This is a genomic window from Shimia sp. Alg240-R146, from assembly GCF_947331465.1.
GTDB lineage: Bacteria > Pseudomonadota > Alphaproteobacteria > Rhodobacterales > Rhodobacteraceae > Shimia.
In genome coordinates, this window is the sequence record NZ_CAMZOK010000002.1 from 421785 (window position 1) to 442962 (window position 21178).

The window sequence follows — 21178 nt, forward strand, 5'->3', positions numbered from 1 at the left end:
ACTATGGGTCAGCCCTCGGCCATATTGGCGTCGAGCCATTTCTCCAGCCAGTGGATATTGTAATCCCCGGTTTGGACGTCAGTTTCGGCCAAAAGAGCGTGAAACAGCGGTGTGGTGGTATCGATGCCGTCCACGATCAGTTCACCCAAAGCGCGGTTGAGACGCGCGAGCGCTTCGGGGCGATCCCGCCCGTGCACGATCAGTTTGCCAATCAGGCTGTCGTAGTAGGGCGGTATCGAATAGCCGTCATACAGCGCGCTGTCCATCCGCACCCCCAGCCCGCCGGGGGCGTGGTAGGCGGTGATTTTGCCAGGGCAAGGCGTAAAGTTCGGCAGCTTTTCAGCGTTAATCCGAACCTCAATGGCGTGGCCATTGATGGTAAGGTCGTCTTGCCCAAAGGACATCGGCAGGCCACCGGCCACGCGGATTTGTTCGCGCACCAGATCGACGCCAAAGATGGCTTCTGTCACCGGATGCTCCACCTGCAGGCGGGTGTTCATCTCGATGAAATAGAACTCGCCGTTTTCGTAGAGGAATTCGATTGTTCCGGCGCCGATGTAGTTAATTTTGGCAACGGCGTCCGCACAGACCTTGCCGATTTTGGCACGTTCTTCAGGTGTGATTGAGGGGCCGGGGGCCTCTTCGAACACTTTCTGGTGACGGCGCTGCAAAGAGCAGTCGCGTTCGCCCAGATGCACGGCGTTGCCTTTGCCATCGCCAAAAACCTGAATCTCAATGTGACGCGGCGTGGTCAGGTATTTTTCAATATAGACCTCGTCGTTGCCGAAATTGGATTTGCCTTCTGCGCGCGCGGTCATAAAGGCGCTTTCCATGTCTGCGGCAGTTTGAGCCACTTTCATGCCGCGCCCACCACCACCGGCGGTGGCCTTGATGATGACCGGATAGCCCATCTCTTCGCCAAGCTTCTTGGCGCTTTCCAGATCGGGCACGCCACCCTCAGAGCCGGGCACACAAGGCACACCCAGCTTGATCATGGTTTCTTTGGCCGTGATTTTATCGCCCATCGTGCGGATGTGTTGCGCGGTCGGGCCGATGAAGGTCAGACCGTGGTCTTCGACCATCTGCACAAATTCTGCGTTCTCCGACAAAAAACCATAGCCGGGATGGATTGCCTGAGCACCAGTGACTTCGCAGGCCGCGATCACCGCGGCCTTGTTTAAATAGCTGTCGGTGCCCGGTGCAGGACCGATGCAGATCGCTTCATCCGCCATGCGCACATGCATTGCATCGGAATCGGCGGTGGAATGCACGGCGACCGACCCGATGCCCATTTCGCGGGCCGCGCGGATCACACGCAAGGCGATCTCTCCACGGTTTGCGATCAGGATTTTGTCAAACATATCTGCGCCTTATTCGATGATAACCAGAGGTGCGCCATATTCGACGGTGTCACCGTCTCCGACCAGAACTCGGGTGACAGTGCCGGACTTCGGCGCCGGAATATGGTTCATGGTCTTCATGGCTTCGACGATCAGCAGGGTGTCGCCTTCAGACACGGTCTGACCGGCAGACACAAAGGACGGCGCGCCGGGTTCGGCCTGCAGGTAGACCGTGCCAACCATGGGCGAGGTCACCGCACCGGGATGGCTGGCTGGATCGGTTGCAGCGTCTGGAGCAGGCGCTGCGGCCGGCGCCGGGGCTGCTGCCGCAACGGGTGCGGCTGCAGGCGCTGCTGCGGCGACAGCCACAGGTGCTGCGGCGATCTGCATTTGGCGGCTAACGCGCACGTTGAGGCTGTCATCTTCGCCGTACTCACGCATGACCTCAAGTTCGGTCAGATCGTTTTCACGAAGCAGTTCTGCCAGAGCCTGAATAAAGGCGACGTCGGAATCGTGGTTTTTTTTGCTCATTGTCCGTTTTCTATCCTCTGCACGCGGTTCGCGGTTGAGTCTTTTTGGTTTTCCCTAACGGGGGCTTATAGGTCAAAAGCTGCCCTTAGGAAAGCCGAACTGCATGACAGTTGGGGGCGCTAACAGCAGATGTCCAGTGTTGCGGGTTTAAAGTGGCATTCCGGAGAGTTTAGCGACCAGTTCCGCAAGTTTGCGTGCGCCGAATTTGCGAAGCAGTCGGGCGCGGTATTCTTCGACAGTGCGATAAGACAGGTTCAGATCAAGGCCAATTTCTTTGGACGTCAGGCCACGGCACGTGAGGATGGCGACTTCGCGTTCCCTTTGGGTCAGCGCCACGATGGGGCGGTCTTCGGAGAGATCGGCAAAAGACCAGACCGAAGTGCTGAAGGGGGTGTCAGGTGTGTCGGTGGCGGCGGCTTGACCACGTACGCGACACCAGAAGAGTGATCCGTCGGCGCGCTTCATGATCCGTTCATCGGAATAGCGCCCTGTGTCACGGATGGCCGCGTAAACCTTGGCGCCGATTGTCTGGAAGTCTTCCTCCGATGCGTAGATTTCCGCGATGGGCAGGCCTTTGCATGCTTCCGGCGTCAGGCCGAACATTTCGCCAAAGCGCGGATTGGCGCGGCGGATCACACGGTTTTCCAGAAGGATCAGACCCACAGGGGCGTGGTCAAAGGCGAGGGCGTATTGGTCCATGGGTCAAGTGTTTGGCACAGCGCGCTCAAAAGAGGAAGGCGCAAAGAAAAACGGCGCCTTGTTTGGGCGCCGTTCAGTGTCAGTATGTGATATGGCTTAGAGGCCGGAGTTGAACATGTCGCGGGCCGCGCGACCTTGGTCAGAGTTTTCGAAACAAACCAGCAAGTTGTGGTTCGCCAGTGGGCTGGCGTGGAATGCCAAGTCGCCGGCGTGTTCTGCCAGACGCGGTTCTGTTGCAATCAGGTTTTCAAACACATTTCGGTCGATCACAGCGGCATCCATGCGGCCGGCGGCCACTTTTTCGACGTTGGAGGCGTCGGTTGGGCCAGCGTCTACTTCGAGGCTGCCATCGGCCACCATGCCGTCAAATTTGGCTTCGTTGATGTAGCCCTGCACGACGCCGATGCGGTAGTTGGCCAGATCTTCGTGGGACGACCAGTCAAAGGCATTGTCCGTGCGGTGCACGAAACCGACCGGGCTGGTGCCAAATGGGGCGGAATAGATGCAGCGGTCTCCGGCTTTTTCGGCGTCTGCGCTGGCATCATAGTATTCCGGATACAGACCTACCCAAGCAGGGTCTTTCGCGGCAAGATTTACAGCGCGGTTCCAAGGGAATACTTCGGCCTCGACTGTTGCGCCGGCAGCGGCGAAGGCCGCCGTTACCGTGTCGGTGCTTGTGCCAGTTGCGTCGGCGTTCACATACGGGGGCCATTCCAGAGTCGTCAGCTTGACTGTCCCGGCGTTTGCAAACGTGGCAAGGGCAGAAAGAGCCGCAGCGATTGCGATGGTGGTCTTCTTCATGTCAGTCCGTTTCTTAAATGCTCATTTCAGAACTCGGACCATGCTTGGCAGATGCTAAGAAGGTGTTATCGCGATCGGTCGAGAAAGTGAGAATGCATCATGAATTCTCGAAAAATTGTGACTGCCGAGCGATCACAAAAAAAGCCCCACAAAACGCTGCGGGGCTTCATGATAGTTCAATCAAGTGCTTAGTTGATCAGAGTGGCCTCGGTCGCGGTGCGGAACTCCTCATCGGTGACGCCATCCGCCAGCTCGACCAGCTTGAGGCCGCCGTCAACGACGTCCATCACGCCAAGGTTGGTGATGATGCGATCAACAACGCCCTTGCCGGTCAGGGGCAGGGTGCATTCTTTGAGAACTTTGGACACACCGTGTTTGTTGGCGTGGTCCATAACCACAACCACGCGGCCCACGCCGGCCACGAGATCCATCGCGCCGCCCATGCCCTTGACCAGCTTGCCGGGGATCATCCAGTTGGCGAGGTCGCCGTTTTCGGCCACTTCCATCGCGCCAAGGATGGCCATGGCGATCTTGCCGCCGCGGATCATCGCGAAGGATTGCGCGCTGTCAAAATAGGCGGTTTGCGGCAGCTCGGTGATGGTCTGCTTGCCCGCGTTGATCAGGTCTGCGTCTTCGTCGCCTTCGATCGGGAAAGGGCCCATGCCGAGCATGCCGTTTTCAGATTGCAGCGTCACTTCAACACCTTCGGGGATGTAGTTGGACACCAGCGTCGGGATACCGATGCCGAGGTTCACATACCAGCCGTCTTGCAGTTCCTGTGCGGCGCGTGCCGCCATTTGGTTACGATCCCATGCCATGTCGTGTTCCTTCTCGTCTTGGATTTAGGATAGCCTGGCCAATTCACTGACCATTTTCGGCAGAATTTCTCTAAGAACAATCTCGCCATAGTCTTGATTCATATGGGCGGTATCCTGTTCTGGATGCTGATCGCCCCCTACCAGCCGAACCGAATTGCGGGAGTATTCTGCTTTGGTAAAGCCATTATCCGCTATGGTCGAGCTTGGTTGCGGGAAAATACGGATGTCATGCGCACGGACAACATCCAGATATTTCTTTTCAAGTGCGCTAAGGGCCTTGGCTGTGTTTGCCGTGTAGGACTTCAATTTGTGCCACTGATCTTCGTTGTTCAGCGACGCTTCAGACAAACGAGGTTGCGGAATAAACGATAAGGGCACGTTTTGAAAATGCTTCGCCCAATAGTCGTTGCTCCGATAGGCCCTTTCAGCCACCTCGGCGCAAAAGGCTTCAAACATTGGAAGAGATATGCTGGGCACATCCCTATCTGTTGTAAAAAGCCCATCTACATCGCATTTAGTGAGCGCGCGGAGCACCGCTTGAAATTCCCATTTTGATCCAGACACTAGAACGGTATCGATTGTGTTCAAATCCACAGAGGATTCGATCGAAGCGAAATGGTCTCTCAGCGTGGACGACATATCCGTAAAGTCAAAAATTCCAAACTCATTCTTTTCATTGGTTGAAAACCGCCAAAGCTGCGGGCCACTTATAGCTAGGAAAATGCATTCAATATCCGGAAATTCAGTTGAGATTTGATCCCAGCCGAGCTTCAGAGCAGCAACATGAGATGAACCGGTGATAAGAACACGCGTCGTCATCGTGCAAAAGCCTCCAACAGTGCGTCTTCACAGACAGCGTCTTCGTCGTCCTTTGCCTTATCCGCGTTTTGGGGACCTTTTTTCTTAGCTTTCTGTGCTGTAGCACCGCCTTTTTCTGCATCATCGCCAGGGTTGTGGGCCTGCAGAAACAGCCCCATGGCTGTTGCTACGCCTTTGGACGACACCGAGCGCTTGTTCGATTCAAAATAGACACCGCGGTTGTTGGGCGAAGTGATGATTTCATAAGAGGGAAAATAGTCCACGTCACGGAACTTGTCATACAACGTGCCGCAAACCGTGCGTAGCACAGATTTAGAATAACTTGTGGCCACTTCCACATGATTCCCGCTTGCTGTTGCCGTAAGCGGAACCGGCGATACGGTTATCAAGAATTTCATGGCGGGGTTGTACTTCTTCATTCGCTTCCTGAAGCTGACAAAATCCGCCATGATTTCCGTGAAACCGAAATTTTTGAATTCGTAAAGCTCAGGGTCGAAACTGCCGGCGATCGTGCCAGGGGCCGTTGGGTAAACCGTCCCGCTTTCTTTGTGAATCCAAGCCTCAGTCAACCCAAATGTGAACACGAACAGATCAGCCTGCTTGTAGGTCTCAAGCACTTTTTTTAGGTGTTCTTTGCGTTGCTTCATCACCAGTTCAGGGCTTTCCAGCCCCTCGGGTTCGACATTTGGGCGCATCGCGTCATAGTAGCGACCGTTCTTTTCCCAGACGGGGGTGGCGGGTTGGAACAACCCTTCAGCTTCGTCCATCATTTGGACCAACTGTCGAACGGTGTAGATATTGCCATAGCGACCCGAGAACAGCTTGTAGCCAAAACGGTTGGCAAGGGCGTCGGACATACGTAGTGGCACGGGCTCTCCGTCCAGAACATTAAACCCAGAGTTGGCCAGGGTCCGGCCAACATGTTGGGCAAAACAGGACCCCGCTGTCACGATCTTTGTCATTCTCTTTCGAATCTTAATCTTGGGCTCGTAAAGGTCGCCGGGCTCAAGCGCAGGGCGGTCGGTTACGGCTGAACGCCAAAACGCTTTTGAAGGCAGATTTGAGTAAGGAGACGTCATTGCATGGGTCCTATCTGGCAAATTACAAAAATGTACTTGATGCCGCTGTCACCTGTTCGCCAGAGCAAGCGCGAGCGCTAGTTTCAACAATGTACCAAGACTGAATAAGCATGTTTTTGTACCAAGATCTCAAATCGAAAAAAACGATTCTGTCTGCTTTGATGGACCTGCCTATGAGGGGTGCCACTCAAAGTGGCACCGGTATTCTCAGAGGAAAGGCGAATATGTAGTCAGGCTTCTGCGCGCTGACGCACGGTGCGCTGCTCTATACGTTTCTCGTGATCGCCCTGAATGATGCGGTTCACATAGATGCCGGGCAGGTGGATTGCGTCGGGGTCCAGCGAACCTGTGGGCACGATTTCCTCGACCTCGGCGATGCAGATTTTACCACACGTCGCGGCAGGTGCGTTGAAGTTGCGGGCGGTTTTGCGGAACACGAGGTTGCCGGTTTCATCCGCTTTCCATGCTTTGACAATCGCGAGATCGGCAAACATGCCTTCTTCCATGATGTAGTCTTCCATCGCGCCATCGGGGCCCGTGGGGAACTGTTTTTCCATCTTGCCTTCGGCAATCACGGTGCCAACGCCAGTCTTGGTGAAAAAGCCAGGAATGCCTGCGCCGCCAGCGCGCATGCGCTCGGCCAAAGTGCCTTGAGGGTTGAACTCAAGCTCAAGCTCGCCCGACAGGTACTGGCGCATGAATTCGGCGTTTTCGCCCACATAGGAGCTGATCATCTTTTTGACCTGTTTGGTCTGCAACAGGATGCCGATGCCGAAGTCATCGACGCCCGCGTTGTTGGAGGCAAAAGTCAGGTCTTTGACGCCGCTGTCGCGGATGGCGTCCAGCAGAAGCTCTGGAATGCCGCAGAGGCCGAAGCCGCCGGAGGCAATGAACATGCCGTCGCTGAGCACGCCATCGAGCGCGTCTGCGGCATTTGCATATACCTTTTTCATGGATCTCTCCCCTTGATATCGGAATTGCCGCGAGTTGTGACGTCAGGGCAGTCGCGAGTCAATGTTGACGGCGGCGGCAAGGTATTACTACGGGCGTGGCTTGGGAGGCAGTTAGATGATCCGCACCTGCGTGCCGACGGGGCTTATGGCAAAGAGTTCCTCGATGGATGGATTATAGAGGCCAATGCAGCCATCAGAGCTGCGCCGGCCGATTTTGCGCGTGTCATGGGTGCCGTGAATCAAATAGGCGGGCCAGTCCAGATACATCGCATGGGTGCCCAGCGGGTTTTCTGGTCCGGGTGGCATGTATTTGAGGTCTGGGTTCCGCTCAACCATGCTGGAGGTCGGTGTCCAATCCGGACCAACACGCTTGCGCACGATTTTTGTATAGCCGCGTTTGGTTAGGTCCTCAGACATCGGCACCGACGTCGGGTAGACGCGGTAATCCGCGCCATCGCCGCCCCAGAAATGCAGGGCTCGGGAAGTGGTGTCGGCCACGATTGTCGCGACGCCCAATTCGTCGAAATGGTCACGCCAGTCTTGTTTTGAAAAGCTTGAGATGTTGCGCCGGGCGGGTGCGGGCTGCGGGGTAGGTTCTTGCGCCAACCCCGTACGGGTTGAAAGCGCCAAGGCGGGCAGCGCAGCCAGAAAGGCGCGACGTGGGAGTTTTCTCTGGGTCATTTTGATGTCCGTAACTGCTCTTTTGGCAGCTGTTTGCGGACAGCGGTGGCAAAGGGCAATTCACGTAGCAGTGAACACAACGGCAGGGTGAGGTTTGGGCGGCCAAACCTCACTATTTGCGCGTATTATTGCCTATTTGCTTGCTGCTTTCTTGGCCGGAGCCTTCTTTTTGGCAGCGGGCTTCTTTTTGGCCGCGGCTTTGCGTGTCGGCTTTTTCTTGGATTTCTCCGCAATCCACTCGACAGCCTGTTCCATGGTCACGTCTTTGACCTCGACCTCTTTGGGGATCGTGGCGTTGACTTTGTCCCACTTCACATAGGCCCCATAGCGGCCATCCATGATGTTGACCGGACCACCTGCATCGGGGTGTTCCCCCAATTCGCGCAGGGCTTTGGCCGCGGCGCGGCGGCCCCGGCCGGGGTTGTTGCGTTTTTCGGTGATCATTTCCATCGCGCGGTTCATGCCGATTTCAAAGACGTCGAGCGTTTCCTTGAGGTTGGCGTAAACCGGTTTCTCCTCGTCAGGCAGCTGGTGCATGACGTAGGGACCAAAGCGCCCCAAGTTTGACGCGATGGCACCGCCATCAGGGTGAATGCCGATTTCGCGGGGCAGGGTCAGCAAGGTGACAGCCTGTTCCAACGTGACCTCGTTGGGTCCCCAACCGGGCAGGAATTCCTTGCCTTGTTTGGGCAGGGATGAACGTGGCGGTTTCTTGTTTTCCGGCGTGGCTTCTCCGCGTTGGACATACGGACCAAAACGACCGGATTTCAGATGGATTTCGTCGCCGTCATCTTCTCCGAGAACCTTTTCGTATCCTTCAGCACCTTCACCCGAGATCGGGCGGGTGTAGTTGCATTCCGGATAGTTGCCGCAGCCGACAAAGCCGCCCGTGCGAGAGGTTTTAAGGTGCAACTGACCAGCGCCGCACTTCGGACAAACGCGGGGGTCTGTGCCATCTTCACGTGCCGGATACAGCTGCGGCGCAAGGGCGTCATCCAGAATGTCGAGCACTTCGGAAATGCGAAGGTCGCTGGTTTCAGCAATCGCTGCAGAGAAATCTTTCCAGAAGCGCGACAGAACGGTTTTGTAGTCTCGATCGCCCGCAGAGACGTCATCAAGCTCTTCTTCGAGGTTGGCGGTGAATTCGTAGCCGACATATTGGCGGAAGAAATTGACCAGGAAAATCGTGACGATCCGGCCTTTGTCCTCAGGGAAGAGGCGGTTTTGCTCTTTGCGGACGTATTCGCGGTCCTGGATGGTGGTGATCACAGACGCGTAGGTCGACGGGCGGCCGATGCCGAGTTCTTCCATGCGTTTGACCAGCGTCGCCTCGGTGTAGCGGGGCGGCGGCTGGGTGAAATGTTGCTCGGGCGAGACAGACCGTTTGTCCATCGCTTCGCCCTGCATGATCTGGGGCAGGCGTTTGCCGTCGTCGTCATCCACAACCTGATCGTCGCGGCCTTCTTCATAGACGCGCATAAAGCCGTCAAACATCACCACCTGACCGGTGGCGCGCAGTTCAATCTGGGCGTCGTCAGAGGCGATGTCGACGGTTGTACGCTCCATGCGGGCGCCTTCCATCTGGCAGGCCAGCGTGCGCTTCCAGATCAGATCATAAAGCTTGCGCTGATCCTCTTCGGACACCTTTAGGTCAGCCGGTTTTCGCATCATTTCTGTGGGGCGGATACATTCGTGTGCTTCTTGAGCATTCTTGGCTTTGTTCTTGTAGATACGCGGTTTTTCCGGAACGTACTCAGGGCCATAGAGTGCTGATATCGTGTCGCGCGCTTCGGCGACGGCCTCGGGCGCCATGTCGATGCCGTCCGTCCGCATATAGGTGATGTAGCCTGCTTCATAGAGGCGCTGCGCGGTGCTCATGCAATGTTTCGCGCCCATGCCGAATTTACGGCTGGCTTCCTGTTGCAGAGTTGAAGTCATGAAAGGCGCGGACGGGTTGCGCGAAGCGGGTTTGGCCTCAACCCGGGCCACGGAAAGCGCGCGGCTTTGGATGGCCTGCTGCGCCAATTCGGCTGCGGTGGAGTTCTCAAGCGAGAATTTGTCGAGCTTTTCGCCGCCCAGAACTGTGAGGCGGGCTTCGAACTCCTTGCCGCGTGGGGTCGCCAGCAGAGCCTTGACGGACCAGTATTCGCGGGCGTTGAAGGCTTCGATCTCGGTCTCGCGTTCTACGATCAGTCGCAGGCAGACCGATTGCACACGCCCTGCAGAGCGCGCACCGGGCAGTTTGCGCCACAAAACGGGCGACAGGTTAAAGCCTACGAGATAGTCCAGCGCGCGGCGGGCAAGGTATGCGTCCACAAGCGGCTGGTCCACTTGGCGCGGGTTTTGCATCGCCTCGGTGACAGCGGCTTTGGTAATGGCGTTAAAAACCACCCGGCTGACGGGCGTGTCTTTCTTGATCGCTCGGCGTTTTCGCAGCGCCTCTTCAAGGTGCCAGCTGATAGCCTCTCCTTCGCGATCGGGGTCGGTTGCGAGGATCAGTTCGTTGTCGTCTTTAAGTGCGTCGGCGATGGCTTTGACGTGTTTGCGGGAGTCATTTCCCACCTCCCACAACATGTCGAAGTCGGCGTCAGGATCAACCGAACCGTTTTTTGCAGGCAGGTCCCGCACGTGGCCATAAGAGGCAAGAACGGTGTAGTCGGAGCCCAGATATTTGTTGATAGTCTTGGCTTTTGCCGGGGATTCGACGACGACAACTGGCATAAAAATTCCTCTCGACTCAGAGCGAGCTATATGGCCGCGAAAAATGTGGGGCGAAAGGGGGGATTGTCAATGCATCGCGGAAAATCGCTGGGCAGAAGCTGTAAAAACTTTGATTTGAGCCGATCAGGCAGGCTGCAAGTGGCGCGAATTTAGGTGCAGTTCTACTCCGTGTCGCGCTTACGGCTTTGACAAAAGCCCGCCGGATTGACGGGTGACGCGTCCATCCATTTCAAGATCCAACAAAGCGGGGGTCACCTCGGCGGCCTCAGCTTTGATGTCGCGAATTAGCTGATCTTCTGCGACGGGCGTTGGTCCAAGGCGGTCGAGGATCATCATGTGCACTGCATGGGTTTCGCGCAGCGTGCGTTTGGGGCGCGTCGCGGGCGCAGACACTTCCAGCGGAAGGGGCTGTTGCGTCCGAGTTTGGGTTTCGCTTGGGCCGAGTGCCTCGATCACATCCTGTGCGGTGCGCACCAACGGCGCGCCATCGCGGATCAGGATGTTACAGCCCGAAGCGCGGGCATCAAACGGATGGCCAGGCACAGCCAACACGTCACGCCCCTGATCAAGCGCGGTACGTGCGGTTATCAGGCTACCGGATTTGGCAGCCGCTTCGACAACGACAACCGCGCGGGCAAGTCCCGAGACAATTCGGTTGCGGGCCGGGAAGTGGCGCGCGCGCGGTGCGAGACCGGGTGGGTGTTCGGAAAGGCAGAGGCCTTTTGCGATGATGTCTTGCCCGAGTTGGGCGTTTTCGGCCGGATACATTATGTCGATGCCGCCGGCAAAGACGGCGATGGTGCCAGATTTGAGCGCCGCGCTGTGCGCAGAGGCATCAATGCCTCGGGCAAAGCCCGAAACAATTACAAAGCCTGCCTCGGAGAGTTCCCGGCTTAGCGCGCGGGTCATGCGCGTTCCCAACGCTGACGCGTTGCGCGCACCAACAAGCGAGATCATCGGTTTTTGTAATAGTGACGCATTGCCCCGCAGCCAGAGCATTGGCGGCGCGTCGGCAATGGTTGCCAATCCGGCGGGGTAGGCGGGCTCATCAAAGAATACAGCGCGCGACTCCACCGCTCGCGCGGCTGCAATTTCCTGGGCGGCAACCTCATTTGTGCAGGGGCTGTAGTCTTTTACACCGGCGGCCATTGCCACTTCTGGCAAAGCTTCAAGCGCAGCTTTGGCACTGCCGTGTTCGGCCAGCAAACGGTGAAATGTAACGGGACCAACCCGTCGGGAGCGCAAGAGGCGGAGCCGGAAAAATCTCTCATCTTCCATGGTGGGTGGGAGTTGGGGGTGAGTGGAAGAAGTGTGATCCTCAGTCATCCTTGGCTCCGTCTCATTGCAATACAACGTTAGGGCGAATCTGGTTAATGACAGGTAAATTTAAGAGGGTTTTCAAGAATACGTATTTGATTTGTTAACCAAGCTTGTGCGCGGCGCAGGGGCGCCGCGCCGCGAAATTCGGGCTCAGGTGGACGACCCGCCAACCGTCAGCCCATCCATCAGCACCGTGGGTTGTCCGACCCCAACCGGCACCCATTGGCCAGCCTTGCCGCAATTGCCCATGCCAGGGTCCAGCGCCATGTCATTGCCCAGCCCTTTGATCTGCATCATCGCCGTGGCGCCGTCACCAATCAGCGTCGCGCCTTTCACTGGCGCGCCGACCTTGCCGTTTTCAACGCGATAGGCCTCGGTGCAAGAGAATACGAATTTGCCATTGGTGATATCGACCTGTCCGCCACCAAAGCCGACCGCGTAGATGCCGTCCTTGAGCGATGTAACAAGGTCGGCAGGATCGGAGGTGCCGCCTTGCATGTACGTGTTGGTCATGCGCGGCATCGGCGCGTGCGCATAGCTTTCGCGTCGTCCGTTTCCAGTGGGCGCGACGCCCATCAAGCGCGCATTTTGGCGGTCTTGCATATAGCCGACAAGGATGCCGTCTTCGATCAAGGTGTTTTTACCGGACGGTGTCCCTTCGTCATCAATGGTGATGCTGCCGCGGCGGTCGGGGATGGTGCCGTCATCAATCACGGTGACGCCTCGCGCTGCGACTTGCTGACCGATCTGGTTGGCGAATTTTGAGGTTCCCTTGCGGTTGAAGTCACCCTCAAGGCCATGTCCCACCGCCTCGTGCAGCAAAATGCCAGGCCAGCCAGGGCCAAGCACAACTTCCATTGGGCCCGCCGGAGCGGGGACAGCGTCAAGGTTCACAAGCGCGATCCGCAGGGCTTCGCGGGCTTTGGCCTGCCAATCGATTGGATCCAACAGACCGTCTAGGCCAATACGGCCTCCACCTCCGGCGGATCCGGATTCGCGACGGCCGTTTTGCTCGACGATCACCGATACATTCACACGAGTCATGGGGCGCACGTCGGTTATGCGGGCGCCATCGGGGCGCAGAATCACGATCTCTTGGTGCGATGCGGCCAGCATGGCAGAGACTTGCACCACACGGGCATCAAGGTCGCGTGCGAAGGCATCAATCTCGCGGAGTGTTTCAATTTTTACCGGAAAAGACACGCCATTGATCGGATCGGCATCGGTATAGAGTTTGCGGTTGGTGGGCTGGGGGGGCTCCGCCAAAGTGCCGCCGCCGTCGGCAATCGCGAGGCGTGTGGTCTGAACCGCCCGCGCGATGGCGGCCTCGGAAATTTCCGAGGAATGTGCAAAGCCGGAGACTTCGCCGTTGACTGCGCGCAGGCCAAACCCCTGTGCTGCATCAAAGCTGGATGTTTTGAGGCGTCCGTCGTCAAACACCAGTGCTTCGGAACTGCGGCGTTCCAGGAACAGGTCGCCGTCTTCGGCGCCATCAGTGGCCTGACGCAGTAAACGCAGGGCGGCGGCCTCTTCAATCGAGGTTTCAAACGGACGAAATGGGGTGTGGGTCATGGGGGCCTTGCTCACTCAGGTTTTGATCTAAATCAAAAAAGCGACGGTTCGCCGCAAGCTTCGATCTTTATCTAGGCGCAAGAATATGGTTTCTAGGCGCGAAACAACAGCGGGATTCCGCCGGACTGTCGGCAATCGCGCGAATCTGAACAAAAACAACACCGCAACCGATCAGGGTGATACATGCGAATTCTATCGACATTCCTGGGCCTTATGGCAGCAGTAACCGCCGCACCGGCCATCGCTCAGACCGCCGAACACATCGGCAAACCTGAGCCCAAGGGCATGGGGTTCCAGCCCGCGGCCACCGAACTGGCCACCCAAATCCACCGCCTCGACTGGCTGATTCTGGTAATCATCACCCTTATTGTGGTGTTTGTGACCGGTTTGCTGATCTGGGTCATGATCCGCTACAACCGTCGGACCAACCCAAATCCTTCCAAGTTTACACACCATACGTCGCTGGAAATCGCTTGGACGGTTCTGCCGATCGTGATCCTTTTGTTTATTGGCGCAAACAGCCTGCCGGTCCTGTTCAACCAACAGGAAATCCCCGAGGGCGAAGTGCATATCAAAGTGACTGGCTATCAGTGGTACTGGGGCTATGAGTACACTGACCACGAGTTTGAATTCGAGAGCTTCCTGCTGGCGAAAGAAGAGCTGGCTGAGAACGGCTACAACGAAGACGAATACCTGCTGGCGACCGACACCCGTGTTGTTGTGCCAGTTGGCAAAACCGTTGTGATGGACGTGACCGGTGCGGACGTGATCCACAGCTGGACCATCCCATCATTTGGCGTGAAGCAAGACGCAGTGCCTGGCCGCATCGCCCAGCTTTGGTTTAGTGCTGAGCGTGAAGGTGTGTACTTTGGTCAGTGTTCCGAACTTTGCGGCAAGGACCACGCCTATATGCCGATCACGGTCGAAGTTGTCTCGGAAGAGAAATACAACGCGTGGCTGAAAGGCGCGATTGAAGAGTATGCGGGCGATATGTCCACGCTTCCGGCTGTCAAAGTGGCTGCGGTTGACTAACAAATTGGCGGGGCCACGGGCCCCGTACACTAGTTTACGATAAGGACGGGCATAAGCCCGTCTTTGCGACAAGGAAGACCATGAGCGACGCAAGCATCAATACGCAAGCCAACACAGGTGAAGCTAGCTTTGGCGACTATTTCGCCTTGCTGAAGCCGCGCGTGATGTCATTGGTGGTGTTCACGGCTGCTGTTGGCCTGTTGGCTGCACCGGGCAGCCTGCATCCGTTTGAAGCCTTTTGCGCCATTCTGTTTATTGCCGTGGGCGGTGGTGCTTCTGGCGCGTTGAATATGTGGTTTGACAGCGACATTGACCAGATGATGTCACGCACCAAGGGCCGGCCCATTCCGGCGGGCAAAGTGCAGCGCGACGAAGCTTTGGCGATTGGCGTGGCACTGTCAGGTTTCTCTGTCGTGATGCTCGGGTTGGCGACCAACTGGGTTGCTGCCGGACTGCTGGCCTTTACGATCTTTTTCTACGCCGTGATCTACACAATGTGGCTCAAGCGCTGGACGCCCCAGAACATCGTGATTGGTGGCGCGGCGGGCGCTTTCCCTCCGATGATTGGTTGGGCAGCTGTCACTGGTGGCGTCGCAATTGAATCGGTGCTGATGTTCACGTTGACCTTCATGTGGACGCCGCCGCACTTCTGGGCGTTGTGCCTGTTCATGAAGTCCGACTACAAGGACGCGGGCGTGCCAATGTTGCACGTGACCCACGGTCGCCGCGTGACCCGCAATCATATTCTGGTTTACACGCTTTTGCTGGCCGCTATCGCTATTGGCATGGCGTTCACCGGCGTGGGTGGCCCGATTTACCTAACGACGGCTCTGGTGCTGAACGGCTTGTTCGTTCTGGGCGCCGTGTCGATCTGGCGCCGCGATGAAACGGTCGCGGAAGCTGACGGATACAAACGTGAAAAAGCGTTCTTTGCGCTGTCGCTGGTGTATCTGTTCCTACATTTCGGCGCGATTCTGGCAGAAGCCCTGTTGGCGCCATATGGCTTTGGAGGCTGGTAAGATGAGTTTTCGCGAACCTCATGAGCTTCACAAACGTCGCTTTGGTCGCAACCTTGGCGTGGCGCTTGTGCTGACAAGCTTTATCTTCATCGTGTTCGGATTGACCTATGTGAAGATCACACGTGGCGACTATGAGCCGGAAAACGCGAGTGTCGAACGCTGATGGCGATGGATCCCAAACATAAGACGTTGGCACAGACCCTGAGCGTGGTTGTCCTGATGGGCGCGCTCGCATGGGCGTCGGTGCCGTTTTATGACTGGTTCTGCCGTGTGACCGGCTTTGGTGGGGTTACGAACTCTGCGGATGCTGGCAGCGATACCATTCTGGAAAAGACCATCAAGATCCGATTTGACGCGTCCAAAGAACGTAACATGCCTTGGGAATTCAAACCCCTGCAGCGTGAAATGGAAGTGCGCATTGGTGAAACCGGGTTGGCCTTCTACGAGGCCTACAACCCGACCGACCGACCCATCGGAGGCAGCGCGAGCTACAACGTTGTGCCATATGACGCGGGTGGGTTTTTCACCAAGATCGACTGTTTCTGCTTTGAAGAGCAGGTGCTGCAACCGGGTGAGCGGGTGACCATGCCCGTAAGCTTTTATGTGGATCCCGCGATCGTGGATGACCGTGACGCGAAATACGTCAAGGTGATCACGCTGGGCTACACATTTTATGAAATCGACTTGCCCGAGGAGACTGCCTCCTTGACGCAAGCAACCAACAAAGACGTAAACTAAAATACGCCTTCCAACGAGGGAAACGAGGGACTGAACATGGCGCATGCTAAAAATCACGATTATCACATTCTAGAGCCGTCGACCCACCCGGTTTTTGGCGCACTGGCTGGCTTTGTCATGTTGGTTGGGGCGGTTGTCTGGATGACCGGCGGAATGCCGATCCTTGGTCTTCTGGGGCTGGACATCACCTTGCCTGGTGGCCCGTGGATGTTCCTGATAGGCCTTGTCGGCGTTTTGTACATCATGTTCGCGTGGTGGGCCGACGTCGTTACCGAAAGCCAGATTGGCGATCACACTCCGGTGGTGCAGATTGGTCTGCGCTATGGCGTGATCCTGTTCATCATGTCCGAAGTTATGTTCTTTGCCGCGTGGTTCTGGACCTTCTTCAAACACGCCATGTATCCGATGGGCCCGGAAAGCCCAGCTGTGGATGGCGTTTGGCCACCCGTGGGCATTGAGACGTTTGATCCTTGGCACCTGCCGCTGATCAACACGCTTATCCTGCTGCTGTCGGGCTGTGCTGCAACTTGGGCGCACCATGCGCTGGCACATGAGAACAACCGTAAAGACATGAAGCACGGTCTGATCATTGCTGTTCTTCTGGGTCTGCTGTTCACATACTTCCAAGCCTACGAATACAGCCACGCGGCCTTTGGCTTTGCTGGCAACATCTATGGCGCCTCGTTCTTTATGGCGACGGGCTTCCACGGCTTCCACGTAGTGATCGGCACAATCTTCCTGCTGGTCTGCTTGATCCGCTTGATGAAGGGCCACTTTACCCAAGAAAAGCACATCGGTTTCGAAGCCGCGGCTTGGTACTGGCACTTTGTGGATGTGGTTTGGCTGTTCCTCTTTGCAGCGATTTATATCTGGGGTCAGTAAGACGCCAAATGGCCTTGATGAGCGGTTGATCCCGTGGGGCCTTTGAGATTTAAAGCTGATCGCGACGGGGCCATCCCTCGTCGCGATTTTCTTATGAAAGGGCCTCTTCTTTGCGACGTTTGATCCTGCCCCTGTTCTTTGGCATCCTCGGCACTGTGGTGCTGGTGTGGCTTGGCACGTGGCAGTTGCAGCGGTTGGCGTGGAAAGAGGGCGTGCTGGCGGATATCAACGCGCGGATTGTGGCGCCGCCGGTGACTTTGCCTGAACAGCCTGACCCTGAGAGCGACACCTATCTGCCCGTCACACTGTCTGGTCAATTGACCGATCAGGAAATCCACGTGCTGGCCAGCACTCGGGATGTGGGTGCTATTTATCGGGTGATCACCGCGTTTGAAACCGAGGATGGGCGCCGCGTTCTGGCGGATCGTGGATGGATCAAAACCGAAGACAAGAACGTCTCACGTGCCCCGCAGTCCACGACGCTGATCGGCAATTTGCAGTGGCCTGAGGAACGCGACGGGTTTACCCCCGAAAATGATGTCGACGCGAACATCTGGTTTGCCCGCGATGTCGGCGACATGGCCGTTGTGCTCAAGACTGAACCGGTGTTGATTGTGGTCCGTGAGGCCACAAGCGATGTGTCGGAAAACGGCCCAAGCGTGACGCCGTTGCCGGTCGACACGTCAGGCATTCCCAATGATCACTTGGGTTATGTGGTCACCTGGTACGGACTAGCGATTGTCTGGGTGGCGATGACCCTGTATTACCTGCGCCGGATGCGCAAAACTAAGAAGGCTTGAGCGACGTGAAATATATCTCGACCCGCGGAAATGCACCGGAACTGAGCTTTGAAGAAGCGATGCTGACCGGCTTGGCCCGAGATGGCGGGCTTTATGTGCCTGAAACCATTCCTACGTTGAGCGCAGATGACATCGCGGCCTTGTCGGGTGCGAGTTACGAGGAGGCCGCGTTCATCGTGATGCGCCCGTTTGTGGGCGACGCCTTCACCGACGAAGAGTTCAAAGGCATCATCGCACGCGCCTATGCCAATTTCCGCCATGAGGCGCGCGCGTCTCTGGTGCAACTGGCGCCGAACCACTATTTGCTTGAACTGTTTCACGGCCCAACGCTGGCGTTCAAAGATTTCGCGATGCAACTGATCGGTCAGCTGTTCCAGTTCTCGCTGGCGCGCCGCAATGAGCGCGTGACCATCGTCGGCGCCACTTCTGGCGACACCGGCTCGGCCGCCATCGAAGCTTTCCGTGGGCTGGACAATGTGGATGTCTTCATCCTGTTCCCGCATGGTCGCGTGTCTGACATTCAGCGCAAACAAATGACGACGCCAGAAGATGCCAACGTGCACGCGCTGGCGCTGGATGGCGACTTTGACGACTGTCAGGCCCGTCTCAAGGACATGTTCAACGACTTTGACTTCCGCGACGGCGTCAAGCTTGCCGGTGTGAACTCGATCAACTGGGCGCGGGTATTGGCGCAGGTGGTATATTTCTTCACCTCCGCCGTGAGCCTTGGCGCGCCACATCGCAAAGTGAGCTTTACCGTGCCGACCGGCAACTTTGGCGATATTTTTGCGGGCTTTATTGCAAAGCAAATGGGGCTGCCGATTGAACGTTTGGTGATTGCCACCAACCAGAACGATATTCTGCACCGCACCATGGAAAGCGGCGCCTATACCAAAGAAGGCGTGACGCCGTCGATAAGCCCGTCGATGGACATTCAGGTCAGCTCTAACTTTGAGCGGGCGTTGTTTTATGCCTATGGCCGTGATGGCGGGGCCGTGGCGCAATTGATGGACGAGCTGAACGACGGCACCTTTTCAATTAGCCAAGGCGCGATGGAAACCCTACGCGCGCATTTCGACAGCGGTCGGGCGTCGGAAGAGGAAACCAGCGCCACGATTGCGGCTGAATTTAAGGCTTGTGGAGAAGTGCTTTGCCCGCATTCCGCGGTTGGGGTAAAGGTGGGCAATGACCACCTGTCGGCCACACCCATGATCACCCTTGCGACCGCCCATCCGGCGAAGTTCCCGGATGCTGTGGAGTCTGCGATGGGGGAGCGCCCCGGGTTGCCGCCGCACATGGTGGATATGATGGACAAAGACGAACGCGTGACCCGCGTGCCCAATGATCTGGGCGCGTTGGAGGCACTTATCAAAGAACGGATCGCACAGCGTTGACTGTTAAACTGCACACACTTTCTAACGGATTTCGCATCGTGACCGAGCATATGCCCGGTCTGGAATCTGCCGCTATCGGGATCTGGGTCAATGCAGGCGGGCGCCACGAGCGGCCCGAGCAAAACGGCATAGCCCATTTTCTGGAACACATGGCCTTTAAGGGCACTCAAAAGCGCAACGCGCTTGAGATTGCCGAGGCGATCGAGGATGTGGGTGGTTATATAAACGCCTACACCAGCCGCGAGGTGACGGCCTACTACGCGCGTGTCCTCAAGGACGATGTGGCGTTGGCGATGGATGTGGTGGGCGATATTGTCCTCAATCCGGTATTTGATCCCGATGAGATCGAGGTTGAACGTGGCGTGATCCTGCAAGAGATCGGTCAGGCTCTGGATACGCCGGACGACGTGATCTTTGACTGGTTGCAAGAGCGCGCCTACCCGGATCAGCCTTTGGGGCGGACGATCTTGGGAGAAGGCGACCATGTACGCGGGTTCGGCAAAAAGGACCTCGCGGGATTTGTTGGCGAGCATTATGCGCCGGACCGGATGGTCCTGTCGGCGGCTGGCGGCATTGACCATGATGAGATCATCAAGCTGGCTGAAGCGCAGTTTGGCCATCTGAAACGCGGCCCTGCGATTACCTTGGCGCCTGCGCGATTTGCGGGCGGCGAATACCGGACGGAAAAAACTCTGGAGCAAGCGCATTTTGCGCTCGGTCTGGAAAGCCCTGACTATTGCAGCCCTGACATCTATACGGCGCAGATTTATTCGACAGCGTTGGGCGGCGGCATGTCGAGCCGCCTGTTTCAGGAAGTGCGCGAAAAGCGGGGCCTGTGTTATTCGATCTATGCCCAGACCGGCGCATATTCGGACACCGGTATGACCACGATTTATGCTGGCACTAGCGGCGATCAAATCGAAGAGCTGGCGCAGATCACCATTGATGAGTTGAAACGCGCTGCGGAAGATATGAACGAAGCCGAGATCGCTCGCGCCCGTATTCAGATGAAAGCAGGCCTGTTGATGGGTCTTGAAAGCCCGTCGAGCCGCGCGGAACGGCAGGCACGGATGATTGCAATCTGGGATCGTGTACCGACTCTGGCTGAAACGGTTGAGCGTATTGATGCGGTGACAGATGCGGATGTGCGTCGGTTTGCCGAGCATATGGCCGTCGCGGCGCGACCGGCGCTGGCGCTTTATGGCCCTGTGGCGGATGCTCCGGCGTTGGAGGCGCTGCAGCAAAGGCGCGCTGCCTGATGTTGATCAACCGTCGAAAGGTGAAACTGGACACCGAGCGCATGATCCTGCGCCCGCCGGTTCATTCGGATTTTCGCGAATGGGCTGAACTACGTTCGGTCAGTGCAGAGTTTCTGATCCCGTGGGAGCCTATTTGGGCGGCCAGCCACCTAAGCCGGAAGAGTTTCACCAACCGTGTCTATTGGGCGCAACGCTCCATTTCCAACGATACGGCGGTGCCACTATTTCTGGTGCGCCGGGAAGACAACCGGCTCCTAGGGGCCATCACTCTGGACAATATTCGACGTGGGCCGGCGCAAGCGGGCACGCTTGGTTACTGGACTGGCGAACCTTTTGCGCGGTCCGGGTACATGAGCGAAGCCATTGAAGCGGTAGTGCATCACGCCTTTCAACGCATGGAGTTGAGCCGGATCGAAGCCGCCTGTTTGCCGGAGAACGTGGCAAGCCGAGGTGTCTTGGAGAAATCCGGGTTCAAATATGAAGGCGTGGCGCAGAGCTATCTTCAAATCAACGGGCGCTGGCGCACACATGTTTTATATGCCGCGCTGCGCAATGACCGTCGTGGACGCACAACGGCCGGGCAAGTCTAGAGGTGTTTGCGCGCTTAGTTCTAGGCTTTTAGACACCGAATTTCTTTCCAATCAGACGAAACCAACACGGCTTTTGAAAACGGCGTGCGCGAATTGGCATCCTTTCTGCTATCCTGACAAAAAGGAAGGA

At 57.0% G+C, this 21178-nt stretch carries 21 protein-coding genes; 9 read left to right on the top strand and 12 right to left on the bottom strand.

The window, feature by feature from the left end; translation table 11 throughout:
• Positions 1-8: 8 nt before the first annotated feature.
• The 12 genes from accC to tldD all read right to left on the bottom strand — a co-directional run bounded on the left by accC (position 9) and on the right by tldD (position 13334).
• On the bottom strand, positions 9-1361 hold the full coding sequence (gene accC, locus PG871_RS11265; protein WP_270729389.1) for an acetyl-CoA carboxylase biotin carboxylase subunit: 1353 nt from the start codon (positions 1359-1361) through the stop codon (positions 9-11).
• A 9-nt stretch (positions 1362-1370) separates the two neighbouring features.
• On the bottom strand, positions 1371-1871 hold the full coding sequence (accB, locus tag PG871_RS11270) for an acetyl-CoA carboxylase biotin carboxyl carrier protein (protein WP_270729390.1): 501 nt from the start codon (positions 1869-1871) through the stop codon (positions 1371-1373).
• A 147-nt stretch (positions 1872-2018) separates the two neighbouring features.
• Complete coding sequence (locus PG871_RS11275; RefSeq protein ID WP_270729392.1) at positions 2019-2570, bottom strand: LuxR C-terminal-related transcriptional regulator; 552 nt, start codon at positions 2568-2570, stop codon at positions 2019-2021.
• A gap of 96 nt (positions 2571-2666) precedes the next feature.
• Complete coding sequence (locus tag PG871_RS11280; protein ID WP_270729394.1) at positions 2667-3371, bottom strand: substrate-binding periplasmic protein; 705 nt, start codon at positions 3369-3371, stop codon at positions 2667-2669.
• Between the two features lie 188 nt (positions 3372-3559).
• Positions 3560-4189 carry a 3-oxoacid CoA-transferase subunit B gene (locus tag PG871_RS11285; protein ID WP_270729396.1) on the bottom strand — a complete coding sequence of 210 codons (630 nt, stop codon included), beginning with the start codon at positions 4187-4189 and terminating at the stop codon, positions 3560-3562.
• A gap of 24 nt (positions 4190-4213) precedes the next feature.
• Positions 4214-5008 carry a hypothetical protein gene (locus tag PG871_RS11290; protein WP_270729398.1) on the bottom strand — a complete coding sequence of 265 codons (795 nt, stop codon included), beginning with the start codon at positions 5006-5008 and terminating at the stop codon, positions 4214-4216.
• On the bottom strand, positions 5005-6087 hold the full coding sequence (locus PG871_RS11295; RefSeq protein WP_333559669.1) for a GSCFA domain-containing protein: 1083 nt from the start codon (positions 6085-6087) through the stop codon (positions 5005-5007). Before PG871_RS11295 ends, PG871_RS11290 begins: the two co-directional genes overlap by 4 nt.
• Positions 6088-6317: 230 nt before the next feature.
• Positions 6318-7040 carry a CoA transferase subunit A gene (locus PG871_RS11300; RefSeq protein WP_270729402.1) on the bottom strand — a complete coding sequence of 241 codons (723 nt, stop codon included), beginning with the start codon at positions 7038-7040 and terminating at the stop codon, positions 6318-6320.
• A gap of 111 nt (positions 7041-7151) precedes the next feature.
• A complete protein-coding gene (locus tag PG871_RS11305) occupies positions 7152-7721 on the bottom strand; it encodes a L,D-transpeptidase (RefSeq protein ID WP_270729404.1) in 570 nt (189 codons plus the stop codon).
• 132 nt (positions 7722-7853) lie between these two features.
• Complete coding sequence (gene topA, locus PG871_RS11310; RefSeq protein WP_270729406.1) at positions 7854-10442, bottom strand: type I DNA topoisomerase; 2589 nt, start codon at positions 10440-10442, stop codon at positions 7854-7856.
• Between the two features lie 177 nt (positions 10443-10619).
• Positions 10620-11768, bottom strand: coding sequence for a DNA-processing protein DprA (gene dprA, locus PG871_RS11315; RefSeq protein WP_270729408.1), 1149 nt, complete (start codon positions 11766-11768; stop codon positions 10620-10622).
• A 144-nt stretch (positions 11769-11912) separates the two neighbouring features.
• Positions 11913-13334 (bottom strand): metalloprotease TldD, encoded by a 1422-nt coding sequence (gene tldD, locus PG871_RS11320; protein WP_270729409.1) that lies wholly within the window; start codon positions 13332-13334, stop codon positions 11913-11915.
• Between the two features lie 213 nt (positions 13335-13547).
• Between tldD and coxB the strand changes: the two genes are divergently transcribed.
• From coxB to PG871_RS11365, 9 genes are all read left to right on the top strand, one after another.
• Positions 13548-14366, top strand: coding sequence for a cytochrome c oxidase subunit II (gene coxB, locus PG871_RS11325; protein WP_270729411.1), 819 nt, complete (start codon positions 13548-13550; stop codon positions 14364-14366).
• 80 nt (positions 14367-14446) lie between these two features.
• Positions 14447-15385, top strand: coding sequence for a heme o synthase (gene cyoE, locus PG871_RS11330; protein WP_270729413.1), 939 nt, complete (start codon positions 14447-14449; stop codon positions 15383-15385).
• 1 nt (position 15386) lies between these two features.
• Complete coding sequence (locus tag PG871_RS11335) at positions 15387-15548, top strand: hypothetical protein (RefSeq protein WP_193749886.1); 162 nt, start codon at positions 15387-15389, stop codon at positions 15546-15548.
• Positions 15548-16123, top strand: a complete 576-nt coding sequence (locus PG871_RS11340) for a cytochrome c oxidase assembly protein (protein WP_270729418.1) — start codon at positions 15548-15550, stop codon at positions 16121-16123. Before PG871_RS11335 ends, PG871_RS11340 begins: the two co-directional genes overlap by 1 nt.
• 36 nt (positions 16124-16159) lie before the next feature.
• On the top strand, positions 16160-17005 hold the full coding sequence (locus PG871_RS11345) for a cytochrome c oxidase subunit 3 (RefSeq protein WP_270729420.1): 846 nt from the start codon (positions 16160-16162) through the stop codon (positions 17003-17005).
• Positions 17006-17115: 110 nt separating this feature from the next.
• On the top strand, positions 17116-17805 hold the full coding sequence (locus tag PG871_RS11350; RefSeq protein WP_270729422.1) for an SURF1 family protein: 690 nt from the start codon (positions 17116-17118) through the stop codon (positions 17803-17805).
• 5 nt (positions 17806-17810) lie between these two features.
• Positions 17811-19199, top strand: a complete 1389-nt coding sequence (gene thrC / locus PG871_RS11355) for a threonine synthase (protein WP_270730873.1) — start codon at positions 17811-17813, stop codon at positions 19197-19199.
• On the top strand, positions 19196-20458 hold the full coding sequence (locus tag PG871_RS11360; protein WP_270729424.1) for a M16 family metallopeptidase: 1263 nt from the start codon (positions 19196-19198) through the stop codon (positions 20456-20458). The genes thrC and PG871_RS11360 overlap by 4 nt, the downstream gene beginning before the upstream one ends.
• Positions 20458-21048: a GNAT family N-acetyltransferase gene (locus PG871_RS11365; protein WP_270729425.1), complete on the top strand. Its 591-nt coding sequence runs from the start codon at positions 20458-20460 to the stop codon at positions 21046-21048. Before PG871_RS11360 ends, PG871_RS11365 begins: the two co-directional genes overlap by 1 nt.
• Positions 21049-21178 lie beyond the last annotated feature (130 nt).

Coding starts and splice junctions, on each gene's coding strand:
- accC (WP_270729389.1), bottom strand. CDS start 1,361: ATGTTTGACAAAATCCTGATCGCAAACCGTGGAGAGATCGCCTTGCGT.
- accB (WP_270729390.1), bottom strand. CDS start 1,871: ATGAGCAAAAAAAACCACGATTCCGACGTCGCCTTTATTCAGGCTCTG.
- PG871_RS11275 (WP_270729392.1), bottom strand. CDS start 2,570: ATGGACCAATACGCCCTCGCCTTTGACCACGCCCCTGTGGGTCTGATC.
- PG871_RS11280 (WP_270729394.1), bottom strand. CDS start 3,371: ATGAAGAAGACCACCATCGCAATCGCTGCGGCTCTTTCTGCCCTTGCC.
- PG871_RS11285 (WP_270729396.1), bottom strand. CDS start 4,189: ATGGCATGGGATCGTAACCAAATGGCGGCACGCGCCGCACAGGAACTG.
- PG871_RS11290 (WP_270729398.1), bottom strand. CDS start 5,008: ATGACGACGCGTGTTCTTATCACCGGTTCATCTCATGTTGCTGCTCTG.
- PG871_RS11295 (WP_333559669.1), bottom strand. CDS start 6,087: ATGACGTCTCCTTACTCAAATCTGCCTTCAAAAGCGTTTTGGCGTTCA.
- PG871_RS11300 (WP_270729402.1), bottom strand. CDS start 7,040: ATGAAAAAGGTATATGCAAATGCCGCAGACGCGCTCGATGGCGTGCTC.
- PG871_RS11305 (WP_270729404.1), bottom strand. CDS start 7,721: ATGACCCAGAGAAAACTCCCACGTCGCGCCTTTCTGGCTGCGCTGCCC.
- topA (WP_270729406.1), bottom strand. CDS start 10,442: ATGCCAGTTGTCGTCGTCGAATCCCCGGCAAAAGCCAAGACTATCAAC.
- dprA (WP_270729408.1), bottom strand. CDS start 11,768: ATGACTGAGGATCACACTTCTTCCACTCACCCCCAACTCCCACCCACC.
- tldD (WP_270729409.1), bottom strand. CDS start 13,334: ATGACCCACACCCCATTTCGTCCGTTTGAAACCTCGATTGAAGAGGCC.
- coxB (WP_270729411.1), top strand. CDS start 13,548: ATGGCAGCAGTAACCGCCGCACCGGCCATCGCTCAGACCGCCGAACAC.
- cyoE (WP_270729413.1), top strand. CDS start 14,447: ATGAGCGACGCAAGCATCAATACGCAAGCCAACACAGGTGAAGCTAGC.
- PG871_RS11335 (WP_193749886.1), top strand. CDS start 15,387: ATGAGTTTTCGCGAACCTCATGAGCTTCACAAACGTCGCTTTGGTCGC.
- PG871_RS11340 (WP_270729418.1), top strand. CDS start 15,548: ATGGCGATGGATCCCAAACATAAGACGTTGGCACAGACCCTGAGCGTG.
- PG871_RS11345 (WP_270729420.1), top strand. CDS start 16,160: ATGGCGCATGCTAAAAATCACGATTATCACATTCTAGAGCCGTCGACC.
- PG871_RS11365 (WP_270729425.1), top strand. CDS start 20,458: ATGTTGATCAACCGTCGAAAGGTGAAACTGGACACCGAGCGCATGATC.